This is a genomic window from Glaciihabitans arcticus, assembly GCF_004310685.1.
In the GTDB taxonomy this organism is placed as follows: Bacteria; Actinomycetota; Actinomycetes; order Actinomycetales; family Microbacteriaceae; genus Conyzicola; species Conyzicola arctica.
Window position 1 is genome coordinate 2731692 of record NZ_SISG01000001.1, and the last position, 22502, is coordinate 2754193.

Genomic DNA, 22502 nt, shown 5'->3' on the forward strand with positions numbered 1-22502 from the left:
TGGCGGAATTCGGTCCGCATTTGGGAAGCACGTGCTGGGGTGGGGCGGTGTGCGGCGGAGCTACCCGCCGAGCGCCTCATCCACGATGGCACGCGCCTCGGCCTGGACCTGCTTCAAGTGAGACGGGCCGGCGAACGACTCCGCGTAGATCTTGTAGACGTCCTCGGTGCCGGACGGGCGGGCTGCGAACCACGCGCGCTCGGTGACGACCTTGACCCCTCCGACGGCGGCTCCGTTGCCGGGGGCTTCCGAGAGCCGGGCGATGATCGGGTCGCCAGCAAGAGTCGAGGCCGTGATCGCCGACCCGTTGAGCTTTCCGAGCGCGGCCTTCTGAGCCTTGGTGGCGGCGGCGTCCACACGCTCGTAGGCGGGGTCGCCATACTGAGCGACAAGCGAGGCATACAGCTCCGACGGCGACTTGCCGGTCACCGCTCGGATCTCCGACGCGAGCAGGCACAGGATGATGCCGTCCTTGTCCGTCGTCCACACGGTGCCGTCGAATCGCAGGAAACTCGCCCCCGCGCTCTCCTCGCCGCCGAACGCAACCGACCCGTCGATGAGCCCGGGCACGAACCACTTGAAGCCGACCGGCACCTCCCACAGGGTGCGCCCGAGCGCGGCGGCGACCCGGTCGATCATGGTGCTCGAGACGAGTGTCTTGCCAATGGCGGCATCCTCGCGCCACTGAGGACGGTGCGTATAGAGGTACTGGATGGCCACGGCCAGAAAATGGTTGGGATTCATCAGGCCGCCATCCGGTGTCACGATCCCATGCCTGTCTGCATCGGCATCATTGCCGGTCACTATGTCGAACTCGCGCTGGTGGCGAACGACCGAGGCCATGACCGATGCCGATGACGGGTCCATGCGGATCTTCTCGTCCCAGTCCAGGGTCATGAATCCCCACTGCGGGTCGACGCCGGTGCCGAGAACGGTCAGCGAGGAGGGGGTGCCGGTGAAGTACTTCTCGGCGATGAGCTTCCAGTAGCCGACACTCGCGCCGCCGAGGGGATCGGCACCGATGCGGATTCCGGCGGCCGCGATCGCGGGAAAGTCGATGATGTTCGCGAGGTCGTCGACGTAGGCGCCACGGTAGTCGTAGGTGTCGACGGCGGACGGCTCGGCGCGCAGTACTCCCCGGTTGCCGTCGGCGATGAGTTCGTTGGCGCGGTTTGCGATCCAGCCGGTCGCGTCGGAGTCGGCCGGCCCTCCGTGCGGCGGGTTGTACTTGAAGCCGCCGTCGCGGGGAGGGTTGTGCGAGGGCGTGATAACGATGCCGTCGGCGAGGTCCGTGGTGCGCCCGCGGTTGTAGGTGATGATCGCGAGGCTCAGTGAAGGGGTGGGCACGTAGTCGTCGAATTCGTCGACAAGGGCGTGCACGCCGTTCGCCTCGAGCACCCCGAGTGCAGTGGTCTCGGCGGGGCGGGAGAGGCCGTGGGTGTCCCGCCCGATGAAGAGCGGGCCCGTGGTGCCCTGCGAGGCCCGGTACTCGACGATCGCCTGGGTGATGGCCGCGATGTGGGTCTCGTTGAACGCCGCATCGAGGGATGACCCGCGATGCCCGCTGGTACCGAAGACGACCTTCTGGTCGGGATTCGTGACATCCGGAACCAGCGAGTAGTAGGCCGCGACGAGAGCTTCCACGTCGATAAGGTCTTCGGTCTGGGCGGGGGTTCCGGCACGCGAGGTCATGGCTTCATCCTCCCAGCCCACGACACGCGGCGGGAGCCCTTTCACCATTTTCCGGGGTGAACCTCGAACAGGGGGTACCGTGAGGTGAAGGAGGTTCATCGATGAGCACTCACGCACGACACCGCGAGGCCGGTGGCATTCTCAGTCGCATCATCCACGTCGTCACCGCGGCCTTCGGCACAGCGCTCAACGCGCTGAACGGTTCGCGAGTCTCACCCGAGCGGCCCACCCAGCCGCCGAAAGAGTACCGTCCGTAACTAGTAGGTTCGTTCCTCGCTCGGCAGTTCGAGCTGCGCGACGACGAGCGCCGCCAGGTCGACGAGGCTCGCCATGTCCTCGGGCTTCGGCTTGTGGCTGGTCGTGTTGATCACCGAGATGGTGCCGATCACGGTGCCGTCGCCGAGCAGAAGCGGTGCACCCGCGTAGAACCGCATTCCGAGCGGTCCCTTGACGAGTCGGCTGTCCTTCGAGCGCGGGTCCTTGCGGGCGTCGGTGATGAGCACCGGTTCGGGCGACGGCGGGCGGTTGTTCGACAGGTCGATGTCGTCGCCGATGGATTCGACGTTCTCACCGAAGTGCGAAACGAGGCGCGTGACACCGTTCTCGACCAGGCTGACCGCGGAGATCGGGGCGGAGAACAGTCGCGCCGCCATCGCCGTGACGCGGTGCAGCACCTCGTCGGGGATGGTGTCGATGAGCGTGGTGGGCTCGCCGTCCTCGGTGCCCGGCACAACGGTCGGCGCGGGAGCCTCGGACGGGTCGGCGTGACGACCGCTCTCGGCAATGACGACCTGGCGCAGCACCGAGACGAGGTCGCGTCCGTTCGGTCGCTTGGCCGGGTTGCGGCTGAGCATGGCGGCGAACAGCTGCTTCCAGTGCGCCGGCAGGTAGTCGGGCACCACCGGGTCGCGCGACAGACGGGCGATCGCCGACTCGACGATCGTGCCCGGAAACTCGATCGACCGCGTGAAGCACTGCAGCAGCACCAGCCCGAGGGAGTACACGTCGCTCGCCGAGGTGATGGTCCCGCCCGAGGCCTGCTCGGGGCTGAGGTAGGCGGCGGTACCGGTGGTCTGCCCGTCGAGGGTGAGCCGCTCGGCGGTGTCCGTGAGCGCGATGCCGAAGTCGGTGAGCCGCGCACGCGCACGTCGGGCACTCAGGCCGTAATCCACCAGCATGATGTTCGACGGTTTGATATCGCGATGGATGACGTTTCGCGAATGCACGTATTCGAGGGCTTCCGCCATGTCGTACCCGATCTCGGCGATGTTGCGCGCGGCGATGCGTGGTCCGCGCAGGCGGTCGCGCAGGTTCGTGCCATTGACGAGGGCCATCACCAGGAATCGGTTCGCCCTGCGTGACGCGTCCTCGGAGACGCCCGCGTCGAGCAGGGTCACGAGGCTGTGGTGGTCGAGGCTCGCGAGCACGGAGAGCTCGCTCTCCTGGCGGGCGACCTCAGCGGCGTCGGCGTCGTACAGCTTGACCGCGACGTCGCGGTGCAGGTGTTCGTCGCGCGCGCGGAAGACGGTGGACATGCCACCGGTTCCGATCACTTGTTCCAGACGGTATCGGCCCCCGAGAACGAGTGCCGGCATCGGGGCTGTTTCAGGCAGGCTCATCGTTCTCCGTTTCATCTGAATCCTATGGTGGGCGTCGATTTCGAGCAGACGGTTGACAGCGATTGCCTGATATGAGCAGCGACGCGAGGACTACCCCCGTCATCCAGAGTGCTGACGATTCATCGGCTCTGCACGGCTACTTTCGAGAGATGACCCGCTCGCGCCTACCGTTCGCCGCGACGATCGCCCGCGGCATGACCCTCGGCGCTTTCGTGGGTGTGTTCGCCATGTTCCTGGGTGGGGCGTTGGTGATCCTTCTGGCGGGTGTGTTGACCATCGCGGTGAGCTCCGCGGTCGGCGCGATCAGCGCTCTCGGTGTGCTGATCGCGTTGCGACTGTGGCCGTCGACCCCGCGCACGTCTGCTGCGGTGGGCGCGGTGCTCGGCAGTCTCTCTATCGTTCCGCTCTGCGCGCTCGCGCTTCCCGCGAGCTGGTTGCCGTGGCTGGCGATCGTCGCGGCACCCATCTGTGCCGGCATTGCGGTCAACCAGCTGTCGATACCGCCGCTGCGTCGCTCCGCGCGGTCGGCCGCGGGGTGGTGGCTGCTGATCGTCGGTCATGCCGCGACGCTCGGGGTGCTCGGCCTGCTGGTGCCATTTCTCTTCTATACCTCCCTGCACGACGAGAGTGTCACGCTCACACCGGACTACTTCATGTTCGCCATGGCCGGCCTCGCGCTGCTCGCGGCAGCGGTACTGACGGCCGGGCTGACACTCCTCCGCCCGTGGCGCAGCCGACCGGAGAGCGGCCGGAGCGTCGCGCCCGTCGGCCTGGGCATCGGGAATCTGGTGGTCGCCGCGCCGATCGCCGCGGTCTGGCTGGTCCAGGCGATCGGTCGACTCGTCACTTAGACGGTTGGCGTGCACGCCGTCACGATCGCGCGCACCCCATAAACTCGGAGCCATGTCAGCAGCCCCCGCCTACAGCTACCTCGGACCGGCCGGTACGTTCACCGAGGCCGCGCTCAAGCAGGTTCCCGAGGCGGCCGGCAAGGTCTGGCACCCGGTGAACAACGTGGGCGAGGCGCTCGATGACGTCGTCACCGGGCGCAGTGTCGCCGCCATGATCGCGATCGAGAACTCGGTCGAGGGCGGGGTGAGCGCCACGCAGGACGCCCTCGCCAACATTCCGGGCCTCCGCATCATCGGCGAGTTCCTCGTCACGGTGAACTTCGTGCTCGTCGCGCGGCCGGGAACGACCCTCGCCGACGTGAAGGTCGTGAACGCGCATCCCGTCGCCTACGCACAGACGCACCTGTGGCTCGACGCGCAGCTGCCGACCCACGGTCACATCCCGGCGGCGTCGAATGTTGCGGCCGCGGCATCCCTTTTACTGGATAAAACGGCCGACGCCGCGATCGCGCCCCCCGGCATCACCGATCACCACGACCTGGTGGTGCTTGCGAGTGACATCGGCGACAACCCGAACGCGCAGACCCGCTTCGTGCTGGTGAGTCGCACGGTTGCGGTTCCCGAGAAGACGGGCAGCGACAAGACGAGCATCATTGCCGAGCTTCCGGATGACCGTGCCGGCGGCCTCCTCGACATGCTCGAGCAGTTCGCGACTCGCGGCGTCAACATGAGCCTGCTCGAGTCGCGTCCGATCGGTGATGCGATGGGGCGCTACCGCTTCGTGATCGATCTGGATGGCCACATCCTCGATGAGCGTGTCGCCGATGCCCTGCTCGGCCTCAAGCGCTTCTCACCGAACGTCATCTTCCTGGGCAGCTACCCGCGGGCCGACAAGCTCGAGATCGAGGTGACGCAGCGCTACGGCGACGAGGTCTTCATCGAGGCGCGTGACTGGCTGCGCGGCCTCATCAGCGGCGAGCACTAGACCGAACTAGACGCCGACGGGGTCCTTGACGCGCAGCGAGCGCTCCTCGACCCAGGCCTTCATCGCCACGACTTCGCCGTACTCGTCGCCGTCGAGCTCGAACTCCTGTGCAGGGGTGACCTCGAGGTTGAGTTCGCGACCACGGAAGGACATAACGTCCTTGACGTCCTTCGAGAGGTCGATGATCTTGCGGCCCATGGCGCTCTTGCGCAGTACGCCGTTCTCCCACGCGACCTTGTTCCAGACGCGCAGCCAGCCGAATCGGCCCTGCGGCCGCATCGCGACGATGTCGAGGATCCCGTCGTCCGGCATCGCGTCGGGCATGACCATCAGGCCACCGGGGAGTTTTCCGCAGTTGCCGATGAGAATGGTGTGCACGCTCGCGGTCTTCACGTCCTTCTTGTCGACGCGATAGTTGAGGCGCATCGGCTTCAGTTCGGCGACCGAGCGCACCCCGGCGTCGACGTAGGCAAGCCAGCCCACTGCCTTCTTGAGCTCTGGATTGGTGTTGGCCATCATCTTCGCGTCGAGGCCGAGTCCGGCCATCACGAGGAACGCGTGCGTCTCCTTCTCACCCGACTCGCGCGTGACCTCGACGAGCCCGAGGTCCACGCGGCGCTCGCCGTCTGTGAAGGCGCTGCGGATAGCACCCTCGAGGTCGGTCACGTCGAGGTCGAGGTTGCGCGCGAGCAGGTTGCCCGTGCCCGAGGGCAGCAGGGCGATAGGAACGTCGGAGCCGCGGAGGCCCTCCGCGACGGCGCGGACCGTGCCGTCGCCGCCGGCCGCGAGCACAACGTCGGCACCTCGGCGCAGGGCGCTCGCGGTGGCGCGCTGGCCAGCTTCTTCCTCGGTTGTGGCGAACCACATCGAGTCTCCCCAGCCAGCCTCCGTCGCCGCCGCATTCACCAGCGACTTGAGGTTTTCAAGGTCTACTTTGATCGGGTTGTACACGACGGCTGCATGGAGGCTCTGGTTGTTCACGGTCTCACGGTACGGCACCCCGGCTGCATAGGCCCAAAGTACAATGGGGCTTGTGATCGACCCTCAATTGCTGCGCGACAACCCCGACCTGCTCCGACGCTCACAGGAGGCACGCGGTTCGTCCGTCTCTCTCGTCGATGACGCGATCGCGGCAGACGTTCAGCGGCGGTCCTCCATCCAGCGTTTCGAGAAGCTGCGCGCCGAGCAGAACGCCTTCGGGCGCACGGTCGCGACCGCTCCGAAGGAGGCCAAGAAGGCCCTCGTGCTGCAGGCCCAGGCGCTCGCCGCACAGGTCAAGGAAGCCCAGCAGCTGTCGATAGACGCCGAGACCGAGTTCGTCACGCTGGCCGGAGCTATCCAGAACCCGATCATCGAGGGAGTTCCCGCCGGCGGCGAGGAGAACTTCGTCACCCTGCGCGAGGTGGGAGAGAAGGCGACCTTCGACTTCGAGCCCCGCGATCACGCCGAGCTCGGCGAGCTGCTCGGTGCCATCGACATCACCCGCGGCGTGAAGGTGAGCGGCAGCCGCTTCTACTTCCTCAAGGGTGTCGGCGCGCGCCTCGAGATCGCGCTGATGAACATGGCGCTCGACAAGGCACTGAGCGAGGACTTCGTTCCGCTCATCACCCCGACGCTCGTGCGCCCCGAGATCATGGCGGGCACCGGGTTCCTCGGTGAGCACGCCGACGAGATCTACTACCTGCCCGCCGACGACCTCTACCTGACCGGCACGAGCGAGGTCGCGCTCGCCGGGTTCCACTCCGACGAGATCATCGACGTGGAGAAGGCGCCGCTGCGCTACGCCGGCTGGTCGACCTGCTACCGCCGCGAGGCGGGCTCAGCAGGCAAGGACAACCGCGGCATCCTGCGTGTGCACCAGTTCAACAAGCTGGAGATGTTCAGCTACGTGCTGCCCGAGAACGCCGAGGCCGAGCACGACCGCCTCGTCAGCTTCCAGGAGGCGATGCTGCAGGCGTGCGAGCTCAGCTACCGCGTGATCGACGTCGCCGCCGGTGACCTCGGGTCGAGCGCGGCCCGCAAGTACGACATCGAGGCCTGGGTTCCGACCCAGGGCGCCTACCGCGAGCTCACGAGCACCAGCAACTGCACGACCTACCAGGCGCGCCGACTCGACATCCGCCATCGCGGTGAAGCGGGCAAGACCACGCCGGTTGCCACGCTCAATGGCACACTCGCCACCACGCGCTGGATAGTCGCCATTCTGGAGACGCACCAGCAGGCGGATGGCTCAGTACGCATCCCGAAGGCACTGCAGCCCTACCTGGGCGGCCTCGAAACCTTCGAGCCCGTCGCGTGAGCGCCGATCGCCTGCTGATCGCGCTCGATATCGACGGCACCGTGCTGCACGAGGACGGGACCCTGAGCGAGGCCGTCATCGCCGAGGTGCAGCGCGTGCGCGACCTCGGCCACGAGGTCATGATCGCCACCGGACGCTCGGTCGCGATGACCCTGCCGATCCTCGAACGCCTCTCGATCACCCCGCAGTACGTGGTGTGCTCGAACGGCGCCATCACGCTCGGTCGTGATGCGGGTGCGCCCACCGGATACTCACGCGCCTTCGTCGAGAGCTTCGATCCGAGCGAGGTGCTCACCACGATCAAGGCGAGCCTCGCCGACGCGAACTACGCGGTCGAAGACGAGACCGGCCTGTACCGCTACACCGGCTGGTTTCCGGATGGCACGCTCGGCGCGTCCAGCGAGAAGGTCGAGTTCGAGCAGCTCTCCGCGCATCGCGCCACTCGCGTTGTGGTGATCTCTCCCGATCACCAGATGGAGGATTTTCTCGCCGTCGTCGAGCGAATGGGCCTGCATCGCGTGAGCTACAACGTCGGCTGGACGGCCTGGCTCGACATCGCCCCGGACGGCGTGAACAAGGCGACCGCGCTCGAGCGCGTGCGCAGCCTGCTCGACATCCCGCGCTCATCGGTGATCGCGGTCGGCGACGGACGCAACGACATCGAGATGCTGGAGTGGGCATCGGTCGAGGGGCGCGGTGTCTCAATGGGCCAGGCGCCCGACGAGGTGACCGCCGCGGCCAACGAGTCGACGGGCACCGATCTCGACGACGGTGTAGCAACTCTCTTCGCATCGCTGTAGCACCCCCGAACGGGGGTCAATGCTGAGGCCCCGTCACTTCTACCGGTCGATCTACAGGATGCCGGGGTTGATCTCGGTTACACTCAGACCTTGGTTTCCTTATGGAGGGCTGTCCGAGCGGCCGATGGAGCCAGTCTTGAAAACTGGTGATGTGAAAGCATTCGTGGGTTCGAATCCCACGCCCTCCGCTGCCCTGCACCATTATCGAAGGGATCTCCGATGAGCGAACTCCGCCCACGTTCGGACAGATCAGTAGTCAAGACGACCGGCATAGCCCGCCACGGTCGCCTGCGTAAGGCCGGCCCCTGGGGTGCCATCCTCGCGTTCCTCGGAGCCAGCGTCGTCGTTGTCCTCGTCAGCGGTGCCGCCCTCGCCGGCATCGTCGTCAACCAGCTCAATAACAACCTCAAGCCCGGTGTCGAGCTCGTTCAGCCCACCGACGCACCACCGCCCAGCGTCGGCGCCTACCCCGGTGGATTCAACATGCTCATCGTCGGCAGCGACAAGTGCGAGGAGGATGACGGCTGCAGCGGTCGCGGCTCCGCCAACCTCAACGACGTGACCATGCTCCTGCACGTGTCCGCGGATGGCACCAACGCAACGGCCGTCAGTTTCCCGCGCGACCTCGTCGTCCCCTACCCCTCCTGCCCGCGCGTCGACAAGGACGGCAACCAGACCGGAGCCATGAGCTCCCCGATGACCGGTCGCCCCATCAACGAGACCCTCTACTACGGCGGACTCGCGTGCACCGTGCTCACGGTCGAGGCGCTGACCGGACTCAAGATCCAGTTCGCCGGCCTGATCACCTTCAACGGTGTCATCAAGATGTCCAACGCCGTTGGCGGTGTGCCCGTCTGCTTCGCCGGACCGGTCAAGGATGACAAGACCGGCCTCGACATGGCAGCGGGTACTCATACCCTCAAGGGCTGGCAGGCACTCGCCTTCCTGCGTTCGCGCCACGGTGTCGGCGACGGAAGCGACCTGACCCGCATCAGCTCGCAGCAGGTCTTCCTTTCGTCGTTGGTCCGCACGCTCAAGAGCAAGGACACCCTGGGCGACCCGCTCAAGGTGTACGCGCTCGCCCAGGCCGCGACCTCGTCGATGGAACTGTCGAGCGGTCTCCGTCAGCTCGACAACATGCTGTCCATAGCTGCGAAGCTCAAGGACATCCCGCTCGAGGCTGTCACCTTCGTCCAGTTCCCCGGCGTCACCGGCCAGGGCGGCATCTACCAGGGCAAGGTCGCGCCCGTGCAGTACAAGGTCGACCAGCTGTTCTCGAAGATCCGCGCGGACGAGCCGTTTGCGCTCGCCTCTGTGGGCGACGGCAACGGCTCGGTCGTTGACCCGAACGCCGAGCCCGTAACTCCGGACCCCGCGGCGACGGGCGCTCCGCTCGAAAAGCTGAACATCTCGGGCCAGACCGCTGCGGACGCGACCTGTTCCAACCCGTTCTGATCGATACGAGCGGATGCCGCGGCATCCGCTCGTTCGTACAACCCCCGGTAATCGGCTACGATTACTGACGGAACTGCCCGCACAGGCAGCCCGGGAGACGTCGCATAGTCCGGCCTAGTGCACCACCCTGCTAAGGTGGAGTACCCTAACGGGTACCGAGAGTTCAAATCTCTCCGTCTCCGCAGTTCTCGAAAAGCCCCGGTCTGACCGGGGCTTTTTCGTTTCTCCGCTGCGCACGATGGAGTCGAACATGACCGTCACCACCATCGACGCGCGCACGGCACTCATCGTCGTCGACCTGCAGGCCGGCACGGTCGGCAACCCGACGGTGCACCCGATCGCCGACGTGGTCGCGAACGCGGCTTCGGTGATCGCCGAGTTCCGGAAGCGCAAGCTGCCGGTCGTCATCGCGACCATCGACGGCACCGGACCGGGACGCGCGGAGTTCGGCCGCTGCGCATCCGAATGGCCCGCCGAACTGGTGACGCTGGTGCCCGAGGTCACCGTCGAGGAGGGCGACATGCTCATGACGCGTCGTGCCTGGAGCGCGTTCAGCTCAACCAACCTGCAGCAGCAGCTGAACAATGCGGGGGTCACCCAGGTCGTCATCGTGGGCTTGGCAACGAGCTTCGGCATCGAGCCCACGGCACGTGACGCCTACGACGCCGGCTTCAATGTCCGATGCTCGGCGAGACGGGCACGGCCGCCGAGGTCGTCGCGCTGCTCGGCTAGCGTCTGGAAAAAGGGATGACGTTGTGCTCCGTGCGGAGTACAACTGGAGGGTATGAAACGGCTCTCCGTACTGCTCGCAGTCGCGTTGCTCACGGGCTGCGCCGCGCAGCCTGAGGCACCGGGGGGCACGGAGGCTCCGACATCCACCCCCGTCGCCTTTGACGAGGAGCTGCACGACGAACTGCTCGCCATGCTGGAGCGGGACCAGGCCGGCCGTACCGGCGGCGTCGACAACGAGGGCGACCAGGCGCGCACGAATCGGCTCAAGGAGATCCTCGACGAGCACGGCTGGCCGACCTTCGACCTGGTCGGCGAGGACGGCGAGGATGCCGCGTGGGCGATCGCCCAGCACTCCGACCTGCAGCCGCAGGTGCAGGCCGAGGCCCTGGCGCTGCTCGAGGTGGCGGTCGAGCGCGGGCAGGCATCGCCCGGCAACCTCGCCTACCTGACCGACCGGGTCGCGGTGGGCGCGGGCAAGCAGCAGAGCTACGGCACGCAGGTGGGCTGCGGCCCGAACGGACCGGAGCCCGCAACACCGATCAAGGATGCCGACAACGTCGAGGCCCGCCGGGCGGCAGCCGACCTCGAGTCGCTCGCCGACTACCTCGAGGAGATGGCCGCGATCTGTGCGGAGGACTGAGCACGCCGCCTCGCCGCGGTTATCACCACAGTTCCTCCGGCGGTCAGCCCGAGCATCAGCAGCACTGCGGGCAGCGGCTCGAATCCGGTGCGCGCGAGCTCGGTCGGTTCCTGCCGCGGGGCGATGTCGACCCCGACGGAGATGCTTCCGTCGGTGTCTGCAACAGCCGGCTGCGGCATGACGACCAGCGCTGCGGCGACCAGCACGCCGGCGGCGATGACGCGCGTGCGCCGCCTCACGACGACATCACCTCCTGGCGTCCCTCGGCGCGCGCCTCGTCGAGCAGGCGCTCGAGTTTTGCCGAGTTGCGGCGGCGACCGAGCACCAGCATGGTGATCACGATGGCGACGCCGAGCAGCACGGCCAGATGCAGCCACGGGATGGCCCAGACGACGACGCTGCGGGTGACGGGAGCCACGGCAAGCGATCCGTCGGAGGGCACCGTCGACTCGACGGCGACCTCCATCGTGATCGGCCCGAGCGGCCAGGTCCTGATGGGCTCAGTAGCGACGGTACGGGAGTCGCCGGGGAACAGGTCGCCCCGCGGTGTGCTGACGCCGTCGACGCTCTCGCCGAAGGTCAGCTGCGTATTGCCGGTGTTCTGCGCCGCGTAGCTCACGTCGACGGTGCCGGGCGAGAAGAGGTTCCACGAGGGGGAATAGTCGGCGTCGAGGTCGGTCACGGTGAGCGCGGGGGCGAGGTCGCCCGTCACCTGCGTCATCACGCGGAAGCCGACGCGGCTGTTCACGCCGATCTGCGCACCGTCCTCGGTCGTGCCACTGCTGGTGATCGAAGCGGCGACGCCCGCGGCGTGATCGCCCGGGGTCGCGTTCGCGGGAACGCTGATGGTGAACGGGATGACAGCCGTGGCTCCCGGTTCGATCAGAACGTCATCCACCACAGAAATCCAGGTGCCGGCAGCGACCGACTGCTGGTCGGCCTGCAGCATGTTGAAGCGCCCCGTCTTCGTGAAGTATCCGTCGGCGGCGCTCAGCGCGAAGGTCGTGGCCGTCTTGCCCAGGTTGCGCACGGCGAGATGCTCGGTGACCGAATCGCCGGGTGCGATCTTCTGCTCGACCCAGGCGCGGCCGTCCGGTCCGTCAGCGGTCGCCGGGGCGACCGACCAGGTGACGGACGCCTCGCCGGCTGCGAGCGCGGGTGCCGCGGGAACGACCATTGCGGCCGCCATGACGGCGGCCGCAATGAGGGTGAACTGCTTCATCAAGCTCTACTCGAACAGCGAGAGCGTGAGTGTTGCCGAGTACTGCCCCGGGGCGACGGTTGACGGGGTGAGGAGCTTGAGGCCCGCGTTCGCCGACCAGGAACCCTGGCTGACACTTGCAGCCGACTCGTTGGCTATGGCGAAGATCTCGGCGTCGATGAAGCCCTCGCCGGGGTCCACGGGCGAACCGGCGGCCACCGCGCCCTCATCGGTGCCCGCTGCCAACTGAGGCACCCAGCCGAAGCTGTCGGACGAGTCGATGACGGGCTGGCCGGCGGTGCCGGTGAAGTCGGTGATCGAGCCGAGCACGTACCAGTAGGCGCCGGCCGGGATGTCGGCCGCGTCGCGGGTGTCGGTCACGGTGACGGTGGGCAGCTGGCCAGTGAACTGGCGCGTGTCGTCCGTCGAGCCGTTCTCGGTGAGCGCTGCCGTGCCGCTCGCGACGGTCATGGCGAGGTTGCCGGGGGCGACGAGCGGGTCGATGGCGACTGACACGGCGACGTCGTCGTCTCCATAATCGGCCGCGACTGCGGTGAGTGCGCTGCCACCGATGAGGGCGAGCGTCGTTGCTCCTACGGCCGCGATGGTGGCGCGGTATCCGAATGCACGAGTGTTCAAAGTCTTACTCCAGGGTATGTCCGCGTGAGCGGAGAGCAGTCGCAATAGCGTGCGCGGAGCCTGGAGAGGATGTCTCGTGGCTTCGCTGACACGATCGTGCGGGTAATTCTGACTCGGGTGAGTCACGGGGGGCGAATTGTTGCCAGTCAAGCAGATTTCGAGCGCAACGACTCACGAGGACTATATGTGAACGTGAGGAGATTTGTCGAGCAACATCACAAAGTTGTAGACCTACACGTCAAAAGGTGCCTAGACTGACGAACCTTGACGCCGACAGGATGCATGGACGCTTCCGCCTGGCTCGAAACAAGGAGCTATGGTGCCCTCTAACATTCCCCCGGCTGAGAGACGACCCCTCTCTCGGCGCAGGTCCGCAGCCATCCTGGCCGGATCACTGGTCGGCCTTCTGGCCCTGACCGGATGGGCCCCCACCGCCATGGCGGCGGAGCCCGAGCAGGAGCCGGGCGTCACGCTCCGCTCGTACCAGCTCCCCCCGGGGCTGCAGGACTTCTGCACGCTCAAGTCGGCCACGACCCCGAACGTCGACAAGCTCACCCCGACCATCAACTACGTCACCACCGGTGACTTCGGGCTGAGCGACAACTTCCTGTCGATCGTCACCGCCAACCTGAACATCGCTAACCAGGGCGTCTATACGTTCCGCCTGACAAGCGATGACGGCTCGCGCCTCAAGATCGACAACAACCTCGTCGTCGACCACGGCGGGCTGCACGGCAACACGTCCAAGGAGGGCACCGCAACGCTCACCGCGGGTGCCCACGCGCTGCGCATCGACTACTTCGAGGCCGGCGACGGCCAGGAGCTCAAGCTCGAGTGGAAGAAGCCCGGCGACGCCGCCTTTGCCATCGTGCCGAGCACGGCGCTGAGCACAGAGGCAGGCGTCGTGCGCGTTACGGCCCCCGGCACCAAGTACTGCGAGGGAGCAACCGACACCGCCGGTGACGGACTGCGCCTCGACGCCGTCAACCCCAACTACACCCTGACGAACCTCCGCCCCGAGGGCTTCGAGCCCGAGGTCACCGGACTCGCCTTCCTCGGCGACAAGCTGGTCGTCACCACCGCAGGCTCCGTGAGTTCGGGTGGCTGGGTGCAGAACCCGAAGCCGGGTGAGGTCTTCCTCCTCGACAACGTGGTCGGTGCAACCACGCAGGGACAGGTCACCTACAAGAAGATCGCGACCGGCCTGCTCAACCCCATGGGCGTCGACGTGATCGGCAACGACATCTACGTCTCCGAGCGGTACCAGCTGACCAAGCTGACCGACCCCGACGGCGACGGACAGTACGACGTCAAGACGAAGGTCGCGGGCTGGCCCGACGGCGGCAACTTCCACGAGTTCGCCTTCGGCCTCGTGCACGACGACACGAACTTCTACGTGAACCTCTCGGTCGCGATCAACAACGGTGGCGCGTCCACCGTGCCGCAGCCGGGTGCGAACCGCGGAACGTCGATCAAGATCAACCGGTCGACCGGTGCGGTCAGCTATGTCGCCGGTGGTCTACGCACCCCGAACGGCGTTGTGCTGAACGAAGCCGGCGAACTGTTCGGCACGGACAACCAGGGCGGCTGGCTCCCCGCCAGCAAGCTCGTTCAGATCAAGCAGGGTCGCTTCTTCAACCACTTCACGACTCCTGCCGGTCAGTTCGACACCGCACCCGTGACGCCTCCCGTGCTGTGGATCCCGCAGAACGAGATCGGCAACTCGCCGAGCTCCCCGATGTTCGTGAAGAACGGACCGTTCGTCGGCCAGATGCTCATCGGCGACGTGACCTACGGCGGACTGCAGCGCGCATTCCTCGAGAAGGTCGGCGGCGAGTACCAGGGCGCGATCTTCCGCCACACCGCTGGACTCGAAGCCGGCGTCAACCGCACGATCACCGGTCCCGACGGCGCCATCTACATCGGCGGCATCGGTGAGGGCGGCAACTGGGGAGAGTCGGACAAGCTCCGCTTCGGACTGCAGAAGCTCACCCCCGCCGGCGACAACACCTTCGACATGAAGGCCGTGAAGATCACCGCGACCGGATTCGACATCGACTACACCAAGCCGGTCTCCGACGAGACGATCGCCAAGATCGCTGCGTCGTACAAGGTGAAGCAGTGGCGCTATGTCGCAACGCCCGACTACGGCGGACCCAAGGTCGACGAGGAGACGCTCGTCGTCTCCGGCGCGTCGGTCTCCGCGGACAAGAAGACCGTCTCCGTGACGGTCCCGGGCGTCAAGCCCGGACGCGTTGTGCACATCCGCTCCCCGCGTCCGTTCGCGTCGTCCACGGGCACCGAACTCTGGAATACCGAGGCCTGGTACACGGCCAACTCGGTCCCCGGGTACGTTCCTCCGGCCGACAAGGGCTGGTACGAGGCAGAGGATGCCGCTCTCGCGAGCGGCGCCAAGGTCGACACCGAGCACAACGGCTACTCGGGCTCCGGTTTCGCCGGTGGCACGTTCAACGCGGGCGCGTCGGTCACGTTCACGACGAGCGTCGCGACTGCGGGAACCTACCCGGTCAACGTGCGCTACGCGAACGGTCCCAACCCGTTCGAGGGCACGAAGACCTACGCCCTCTACGTGAACGGTGTGAAGCAGCCCGCGTGGTCGTTCCCGAAGACCGCCAACTGGAAGACGTGGGCCACCGCCACCCGCAACCTCGCCCTCACGGCGGGGAGCAACACGATCGCGCTGAAGTTCGACGCGGACGTGCAGGGCAACGTGAACTTCGACGCCCTGTCGATCGGAGCGAGCCAGGACATCTGCGCACCTGTCGCCGGTGAGGCCGGCTACACCGGACTCTTCGACGGAACTCTCGCGAGCTTCGACAAGTGGAAGATGTCCGGTCCGGGCTCCTTCGGGCGCATCACCGACGACTGCTCCCTCCGGGGCAGCGGCGGTCTGGGCCTGCTCTGGTACGGCGACAAGAAGTTCGACTCGTACAGCCTCAAGCTGGACTGGAAGCTCGTCGCCGACCACAACGGTGGAGTGTTCGTCGGATTCCCGGACCCGGGCAACGACCCGTTCGTGGCCGTGAACAAGGGCTACGAGATCCAGATCGACGCGACTGACGCGGCCGATCGCACCACGGGTTCGATCTACACCTTCCAGGGTGCGACTCCGGCAGCGGTCACGGCGGCTCTCAAGCCGGTCGGCAGCTGGAACTCGTACGAGATCGTGGTGAAGGGCCAGACCATCAAGGTCGTGCTCAACGGCACCGTCGTGAACCAGTTCACCAGCACGGATCCCGCGAGAGACATCTCGACCGGTTTCGTGGGCGTGCAGAACCACGGTGCGGGCGAGGCGGTCTCCTACCGCAACATCCGCATCAAGGAGCTGGCGGCCGACCTGAACATCGCAGCTACCGTCGAGATCCGTTGTGTCGCAGGCAAGGCGCTCGTCGCCGTGCGGGCGACGAACAACGACACGATCAACGCGGACGTGACCATCAGCACCCCCTACGGTGACAAGACGCTGGCGGCGGTGAAGCCGGGCGCTGCCCTCTTCAACACCTTCACCACGCGCCTCGCCAGCCTGCCGGCCGGTGTCGCGAAGGTGACGGCGACCGGCGGCGGTCGCACAGGTGCGGTCGACGTGCCCTGGGTCGCGAAGAACTGCGGCTGATCTGAGTAGCTGATTACAGAGTCGGGGGCGGGTTCGTCCCGCCCCCGACTTCGCAGTGCACCACCCCCGAAAGGATTCACCCCGATCATGCTTGAAGCACTCGGACGTTTTGTCGCACGACGCCGCGGCGTTGTTCTCGCCGCCTGGGCGGTCCTGGTGGTTGCAGGCTTCGTGCTCGGCGGCGGCATCTTCGAGAACACCACACCCGTCGAGGACGCACCGGTCGGCAGCGACTCCGCCCTCGCGCAGCAGCGACTCGACGCACTCGACCCCGAGGGCGAGATCATCACCGCCGTGATCACCGGCACCGACTTCTACAGCCCCGCGCTCCGCGAGAGCGCGACGAACGTCATCCCGCAGCTTCGCGACGTGCCCCATGTCGTCGAGGTTCTGGACGCGTACACGTCCGGCGGCCTCATCGGAGATGACGGCTCGAGCTCCCTCGTGACGGTCGAGCTCGAACAGGGTCTCGGCGAAGACGAGCTGCGCGCCGCGGCCGAAGAGGTCTCCATGCTGCTGCGCACCATCGAGCCCGCCGACGTGCTCATCGGCGGCAAGTTCCTCGCCGAGCAGGACTTCGTCGACCGAGCCATCATCGAGTCGTCGATCGGCGAGGGTGTCGCGATCCTTGTGCTCTTCCTGATCCTCGTTGTGGTGCTGGGCGGCTTCCGGGTCGCCTCGTTCCCGATCGTGGCCGCGATCGCGGTCATCGCCGTCTCGCTGCTCGCGCTCTCGGCCCTCATCGTCTTCGTTCCGGTGAACGAGTTCGCCGTGAACATCGTCACGATCCTGAGTCTCGGCCTCGCGGTCGACTACAGCCTGCTCGTCATCTCCCGCTATCGCGAGGAGCGTCGCCGCACACCAGACGGTGCGATCGAGGATGTCGTTGCGCGCACCGTCTCGTCTTCCGGACGGGCCGTGCTCATCTCGGGCCTCGCCGTCTTCATCGTGCTCGTGGGTCTCATGCTGCTCGGCAACTCGCTGCTGTCGGGCATGGCCGTGGGCGGAGTGGCCGCCGTGCTGCTCGCCGCACTCGCGGGGGTGACCCTCGTGCCCGCGCTGATCTCGGTGTTCGCGAAGCACATCCCGGTGCAGGGAAAGCGGTACTGGCCGCTGCGCTCGGCAGCCTCTGCTGAGACCAGCCGCGGACTGCTCGCCCGCCTCGCCGGGTTCGCGCAGAAGCGACCCGTGCTCGTGACGGTCGGGGCATCCGCTGTGCTGCTCCTGCTCGCGGCGCCGCTCGCCTCGCTCACCCTGGGCAGCTCGGATATCCGCTCGCTGCCGGTCGCCTCGGAGCAGCGCCAGACCCAGGAGCTTGTGCTCTCGGAGTTCTCGGTGCTCGACCAGCCCTCCGCCACCGTCGTCATCGAGGCGCCGTTCACCGCGCCCGGCGTCGTGGAGCTGCTCGACGAGATCGGCGGGCACCCGCTCGTGACCGACGCCGAGACGGTGCCCGACCTCGACCCGAACGTCACGGTCGTCGAGTTCGCGACCGCGGGCGACGTGAGCGACTCGGGCGCCCAGCGGCTCGTGCGCGACATCCGCGCGCTGCCCACAGACCTTGAGGTGCACGTTGCGGGCTCAGCGGCCGAAGTGGTCGACACCGAGTCGCAGTTGCTCTCCCGCCTGCCGTGGGCGTTCGGGGTCGTGCTGCTCGCGACCTTCGGGCTGCTGCTGTACCTGACGCGGTCGTACGTCATCCCGATCAAAGCGGTTCTGCTCAATTCGCTCTCGGTCGCGGCGACGCTGGGAGGTGTGGTTGCGATCTTCCAGTGGGGATGGGGGGCGACGCTGCTCGGCTTCGAGCCGTGGGGCGCCGTCGACGTGACGACGCCGCTGCTCATCGGCCTGCTCGCCTTCGGGCTCTCGATGGACTACGAGGTGTTCCTGCTCGCGCGCATCAGTGAGGAGTGGCGGGGTCGCGATCTCGCCCTCGATCCCCGGGTTGCCAATAATCGCGCCGTGCTGAGCGGCATCACCGCGACCGGCCCCGTGGTCACCACGGCCGCCCTCGCGATCTCGGTCGTGTTCATCGCCTTCGCCTCGGGCAGCCTGCTCGCCATGAAGGAGGTCGGCGTCGGCATGACACTCGCGATCGTGCTCGACGTGACGATCGTGCGCGGCCTGCTGCTGCCCGCTTTGATGACGCTGCTCGGCCGCTACAACTGGCTAGGGCCGCGGAAGCGACCGGGCAAAGACCGCAGCCGCGTCGTCCGCGGTGGCGGAGGCGGCGACGAACCCGTCCGGCCGCACGAGGTAGAGCATTCCGTCGACAAGACGCTTGTTGCGCACTAGCGGGAAGCGCTCGACGGGAAGGTCCAGGTCAACCTCGGGCGCGGCGCCGTAGGCGTGCACCTGCCACGCCATGGCTCGCAGCGACTCGTGGTTGTCGCCGTTCCAGGGCAGCCGCCGCCCGACGACCACCCCGCGTTTGCCGTGTGCGCCGGGCGTCATCCAGTAGTGGATGCGCGTCTGTGACAGGTACTCGAAGATCCGCGCGGAGCCGCGGAGCCGGGGCACCGTCGCGGCGACCACGGGGAGCACAAAGCGCAGCACCCAGCGCCGGCCGAACCGGGCTGCGAGCCGATCGGAAGTGACCGCCCCGAAGACACGATCGGTGGTGCTCACGAGGCGCAGCGCAACGGGTCGGCGCTCCGCTGCGTATCGATCGAGGTAGGAGTCGGGCGCCCGGCCGGTGAACACGTCGGCGAGCTTGCAGGCCAGGTTGTGGGCGTCCTGCAGGCCCGTGTTCATGCCCTGCGCGCCAACCGGGGAGTGCACGTGCGCCGAATCCCCGGCGAGCAGGATGGACCCGGCGCGGAAGTCGCGCGCCACCTTGTGGTGCACGCGGTAAGTCGAGAACCACGGTGACTCCTCGTAGCTCACGCCGAAGGCGCGCTGCATGGCGAGCCGCGCATCCGCCTCGTCGATCGCTACGCCGGTACCGGTGGGAACCACACCGATGAGTCGCGCGTGGTCGACCGCGCCCATCGGAAAGGTCAGCAGGAAGTCGCGCTCGCCGAGTCGCACGTTGACGACTTCAGGGTCGAGGCCGCGCACGCCGTGCCCATCCATCACGTAGAAGGTGTGCTCATTGGTGCGGCCTTCGAATGCGATGCCGGCGAGCTCGCGCACGGGTGACGCGCTGCCGTCCGCACCGACCAGGTACCGCGCCTCGATCGAGATCTCACTCGCCGTGACGCGCACGCCGTCAGTCGTCTCCTCGACACCGTCGACGCCGTGCTCCCAGAGCACCGAACCGCCGAGCTCCCGCAGCCGCTCGCCGAGGATCGCCTCGGTGCGACTCTGCTCGAGCACGTACAGGTGCGGGTACGGCGTGGTGCCCTCGGCCAGCGCGCGCAGGTTGATGCGGCGGAACGGTGTGCTCCGATATCCGGGCCGGAAGGCGCTGGCGACGGTCGCCTCGGCGAGCACCCGATCGGCGAGGCCGAGCTGGTCGAGAATCTCCAGCGTGCGCGAGTGCAGCACAACCGCGCGTGACTCGCGGGTCGGGCCGCTCTTGCGATCGAGGATGAGATACGGCACACCGAGCCGCGCGAGGCAAGTGGCCAGCATCAGCCCGGTCGGGCCGGCGCCGACGATCACCACTGAAGTGCTCAGGGTCTCCATGGGGGAATCACCTCGATACGAGTCTGCTCCCGATAGCCCGGCGGCGCTAGCGGTTGGCGCGGGAGACCATCAGCGAGAACAGGCCCGTCGGGTCCACTCGGCTGCGGATCGACTCGACCCGCGCGGCCGTGTAGTCGTCGAAGGTGCGGCTCGGCTGGTCGGTCGATTCGACGAACGTGGGAGCGGTGTATCCCGTGTCGCGGTGGGAGAGAGCCGCGCGCGCGGCGGCCATGGTCGCGTGCTGCGCCTCGACCGTCGCGGGGCCGCCGATCGCGGCCACGACGAGGAAGGCATGCTCGGCTCCGGTGCGGTCGAAGGCCCCACCCGCGGCGGACGGCTCGGCTATTGCGCCTCCCAGCTGACGGAACTCGACGGCGGAGAGCATGGAGTCGCTCCCCGGGCCGATGAGGGCGAGAAGTGCGGTGACGTCCGCCTCGTCGACGCCGCTCACGAGGAAGTGGTCACCGATGTAGGGCAGCGGCTCGGGCGGGTCCATGTGGGTGAGCAGCAGCGCGTCGGGCTCGACGGCATCCCAGGTGTCGAGGATCGGCTCGGCGGACGCACGCAGGGGAGCAAGCAGTTCGTCGGCGATGCTCACGCTCTGGCCGAGCAGGTTCGGGCCGACGATCGAGACGGAGCCGTCGATCGCGATCACCTGCCGGCCCTGCAGCATCGGTGGGATACCGGGCAGCGGTGGCAGGTTGAGCACGCGCAGCGAGGTGGAGATCTCGGGCGGAGCTGTCTTCGCCCAGTCCAGCCAGCGCGGGATGATGTCTGCCGCGTGGGTCGAGTCCCAGATGGTGATGCCGGTGAGCACCTTCCACATGGGTCTGAGTTCGATCTCGATCTCGAGCACGATCCCGAAGCCACCTCCACCACCGCGCAGGGCCCAGAACAGCTCGGCGTCGCTCGTCGCGCTGGCAGTGACGATGGACGAGTCCGCGAGAGCGATGGTGATCGAGGTGATGCTGTTCGCCGCGATGCCGAACTCGCGGCCATAGAAGCTGAGGCCGCCGCGCAGCAGGTAGCCGATAGCGCCGACGGTGCCGCTCGAGCCGTGCAGGGCGACGAGCCCGTGCGGGGTGGCCGCGGCCACAACGTCGGCCCAGGTGGCACCGGCCGGAATCTGAGCCGTCCGTCGCAGCGGGTCGACACGCACGGTTGCCTCGAAGGCGGTGCGCACGAGGAGCGCGCCGTCGAGGGGCTGTGACGACCCGAGGCTGTGGCCGGTTGTGATCACGCTGACCGGGCGGCCGCGCTCGGTTGCGTAGCGGATGGCTGCCTGGGCGTCGAGAGCGCTGCGGGCGACGACCGTGCGGGCTGGGGTGATGGAGGGGAGGAGGTTGAAGGCGGCGATCGCGTCGGTGTAACCCGGTTCACCGGGGGAGGATGCGAGCGGGGCGGTGTGCTGAGTTGTCATGACATCGACGCTACGAAGCGGGCAAGCACGGGGCATCCGGGGCGACACGTAAATGCATACGTATGGGAGTTGCCGATTCGCGGATGGTAGGGTCGCCGCTGATTCTCTGCCCCCGAAAGGTTCTCCCTATGCCTCCCGTCGCGCTCCCCCCGGAACGCCTGGCCATCGTCAGCCGCCTCGTCTCCAGCGTCGGCACCCCCGGCACCCGCTCGGTGATCCTCGGTGAGTCGGGTGTCGGCAAGAGCGCCGTGCTCGATGCCGTGGTCGAGCAGATCGCCGCTCGCGAGGGCGTCATCGTGCTGTACACGCGTGCCGATCTCGGACCGGACCGGCTGCCTTTCCAGATCGTGCACGACTTGCTCGCCGAGGTGAACGTCGACGCCATAGACATGCCGCGGACGCAACGGGATGCCCTCGCGCACGCCGCGGGTCGAGCCCGATCCGACGGGCCGCTCGTTCCCGCCCACGTGCACCAGGCCATGGACGTTGTGGTTCGCGCGCTCGCCCGCGAGGCGCAGGTCGTTGTGGTCTTCGACGACATCGATCGGCTCGACCCCGACTCGCTCGAGCTCGCCCGGTTCCTCATCCACCGCCCGACCACCCGCGCGCAGCGCCCCTCGTACCTCGCGTCCCGCACGCTCGGGGATGCCGCCCACATGTCCTTTGCGCGCTGCTCGCCGTCGGAGGTGGTGACGATTCCGCCGCTGCAGGACCCGCTCGAGGCTGTGCTTACCCCTCGTGAGCTGCTCGTCGCCCGATCCGCCGCCGAGGGGGCGACCAACCGGGAGATCGCCGAGCGCCTGTTCGTGAGTGTGCGCACCGTCGAGACGCAGCTGTCCGCCGCCTACCGCAAGCTCGGACTCCGCTCCCGCAGTGAGCTGACCGGCGCCGCGCGTTAAACTTCC

General features: G+C 67.4%; 18 protein-coding genes, 2 tRNA genes and 1 pseudogene. 13 read left to right on the top strand and 8 right to left on the bottom strand.

The genetic code is table 11. The features are described from left to right. Positions 1–60: 60 nt before the first annotated feature. Positions 61–1692 (bottom strand): phosphoglucomutase (alpha-D-glucose-1,6-bisphosphate-dependent), encoded by a 1632-nt coding sequence (gene pgm / locus EYE40_RS13250; protein ID WP_130982390.1) that lies wholly within the window; start codon positions 1690–1692, stop codon positions 61–63. 101 nt (positions 1693–1793) lie between these two features. Here pgm and EYE40_RS15405 point away from each other — a divergent pair, with 101 nt between their 5' ends. Then, the gene (locus EYE40_RS15405; RefSeq protein ID WP_154071864.1) at positions 1794–1949 is read left to right on the top strand and encodes a hypothetical protein; all 156 of its coding nucleotides are present in this window, start codon (positions 1794–1796) and stop codon (positions 1947–1949) included. Here the strand turns inward: EYE40_RS15405 and EYE40_RS13255 are convergent, their stop codons facing one another. Beyond that, positions 1950–3326 (bottom strand): protein kinase domain-containing protein, encoded by a 1377-nt coding sequence (locus EYE40_RS13255; RefSeq protein WP_154071865.1) that lies wholly within the window; start codon positions 3324–3326, stop codon positions 1950–1952. A 134-nt stretch (positions 3327–3460) separates the two neighbouring features. Here EYE40_RS13255 and EYE40_RS13260 point away from each other — a divergent pair, with 134 nt between their 5' ends. Continuing rightward, the gene (locus EYE40_RS13260; RefSeq protein WP_130982392.1) at positions 3461–4162 is read left to right on the top strand and encodes a hypothetical protein; all 702 of its coding nucleotides are present in this window, start codon (positions 3461–3463) and stop codon (positions 4160–4162) included. Positions 4163–4214: 52 nt separating this feature from the next. Next, positions 4215–5147 (top strand): prephenate dehydratase, encoded by a 933-nt coding sequence (pheA, locus tag EYE40_RS13265; protein ID WP_130982393.1) that lies wholly within the window; start codon positions 4215–4217, stop codon positions 5145–5147. A 6-nt stretch (positions 5148–5153) separates the two neighbouring features. On the opposite strand, the gene EYE40_RS13270 is transcribed toward pheA, so the two are convergent. Further along, positions 5154–6128: a diacylglycerol/lipid kinase family protein gene (locus EYE40_RS13270; protein WP_130982394.1), complete on the bottom strand. Its 975-nt coding sequence runs from the start codon at positions 6126–6128 to the stop codon at positions 5154–5156. 52 nt (positions 6129–6180) lie between these two features. On the opposite strand from EYE40_RS13270, the gene serS reads away from it, so the two are divergent. From serS to EYE40_RS13305, 7 genes are all read left to right on the top strand, one after another. Further along, entirely contained in the window at positions 6181–7446 is a 1266-nt protein-coding gene (gene serS, locus EYE40_RS13275) for a serine--tRNA ligase (RefSeq protein WP_130982395.1), read from the top strand. Next, complete coding sequence (locus tag EYE40_RS13280; protein WP_130982396.1) at positions 7443–8246, top strand: HAD family hydrolase; 804 nt, start codon at positions 7443–7445, stop codon at positions 8244–8246. Before serS ends, EYE40_RS13280 begins: the two co-directional genes overlap by 4 nt. 103 nt (positions 8247–8349) lie before the next feature. After that, positions 8350–8434 (top strand) — tRNA-Ser (locus EYE40_RS13285). 31 nt (positions 8435–8465) lie between these two features. After that, positions 8466–9701 (top strand): LCP family protein, encoded by a 1236-nt coding sequence (locus tag EYE40_RS13290; RefSeq protein ID WP_130982397.1) that lies wholly within the window; start codon positions 8466–8468, stop codon positions 9699–9701. Between the two features lie 93 nt (positions 9702–9794). After that, a tRNA-Ser gene (locus EYE40_RS13295) sits at positions 9795–9883 on the top strand. Between the two features lie 68 nt (positions 9884–9951). Beyond that, positions 9952–10452: a cysteine hydrolase family protein gene (locus tag EYE40_RS13300; RefSeq protein WP_204742248.1), complete on the top strand. Its 501-nt coding sequence runs from the start codon at positions 9952–9954 to the stop codon at positions 10450–10452. Positions 10453–10485: 33 nt separating this feature from the next. Next, positions 10486–11073, top strand: coding sequence for a DUF6624 domain-containing protein (locus EYE40_RS13305; protein ID WP_130982398.1), 588 nt, complete (start codon positions 10486–10488; stop codon positions 11071–11073). On the opposite strand, the gene EYE40_RS13310 is transcribed toward EYE40_RS13305, so the two are convergent. From EYE40_RS13310 to EYE40_RS13320, 3 genes are read right to left on the bottom strand one after another with little or no spacing between them, the layout of a single operon-like run. After that, positions 11034–11312 carry a hypothetical protein gene (locus tag EYE40_RS13310; protein ID WP_130982399.1) on the bottom strand — a complete coding sequence of 93 codons (279 nt, stop codon included), beginning with the start codon at positions 11310–11312 and terminating at the stop codon, positions 11034–11036. The two genes, EYE40_RS13305 and EYE40_RS13310, sit on opposite strands and share 40 nt — an antisense overlap. After that, positions 11309–12295: a COG1361 family protein gene (locus EYE40_RS13315; protein ID WP_130982400.1), complete on the bottom strand. Its 987-nt coding sequence runs from the start codon at positions 12293–12295 to the stop codon at positions 11309–11311. The genes EYE40_RS13310 and EYE40_RS13315 overlap by 4 nt, the downstream gene beginning before the upstream one ends. 6 nt (positions 12296–12301) lie before the next feature. Continuing rightward, positions 12302–12913 carry a hypothetical protein gene (locus EYE40_RS13320; protein ID WP_204742249.1) on the bottom strand — a complete coding sequence of 204 codons (612 nt, stop codon included), beginning with the start codon at positions 12911–12913 and terminating at the stop codon, positions 12302–12304. Positions 12914–13232: 319 nt separating this feature from the next. On the opposite strand from EYE40_RS13320, the gene EYE40_RS13325 reads away from it, so the two are divergent. Beyond that, a complete protein-coding gene (locus EYE40_RS13325; RefSeq protein WP_240034819.1) occupies positions 13233–16547 on the top strand; it encodes a 3-keto-alpha-glucoside-1,2-lyase-like domain-containing protein in 3315 nt (1104 codons plus the stop codon). Between the two features lie 87 nt (positions 16548–16634). Then, positions 16635–18677: pseudogene (locus tag EYE40_RS13330) on the top strand (MMPL family transporter); the annotation flags it as partial. A gap of 39 nt (positions 18678–18716) precedes the next feature. Here the strand turns inward: EYE40_RS13330 and EYE40_RS15695 are convergent. Beyond that, positions 18717–20177, bottom strand: coding sequence for an FAD-dependent monooxygenase (locus tag EYE40_RS15695; protein ID WP_130982403.1), 1461 nt, complete (start codon positions 20175–20177; stop codon positions 18717–18719). 46 nt (positions 20178–20223) lie between these two features. Further along, a complete protein-coding gene (locus EYE40_RS13340) occupies positions 20224–21597 on the bottom strand; it encodes an FAD-binding oxidoreductase (protein ID WP_161972396.1) in 1374 nt (457 codons plus the stop codon). A gap of 128 nt (positions 21598–21725) precedes the next feature. Here EYE40_RS13340 and EYE40_RS13345 point away from each other — a divergent pair, with 128 nt between their 5' ends. Next, on the top strand, positions 21726–22496 hold the full coding sequence (locus tag EYE40_RS13345) for a LuxR family transcriptional regulator (RefSeq protein WP_161972397.1): 771 nt from the start codon (positions 21726–21728) through the stop codon (positions 22494–22496). Positions 22497–22502: the final 6 nt, after the last annotated feature.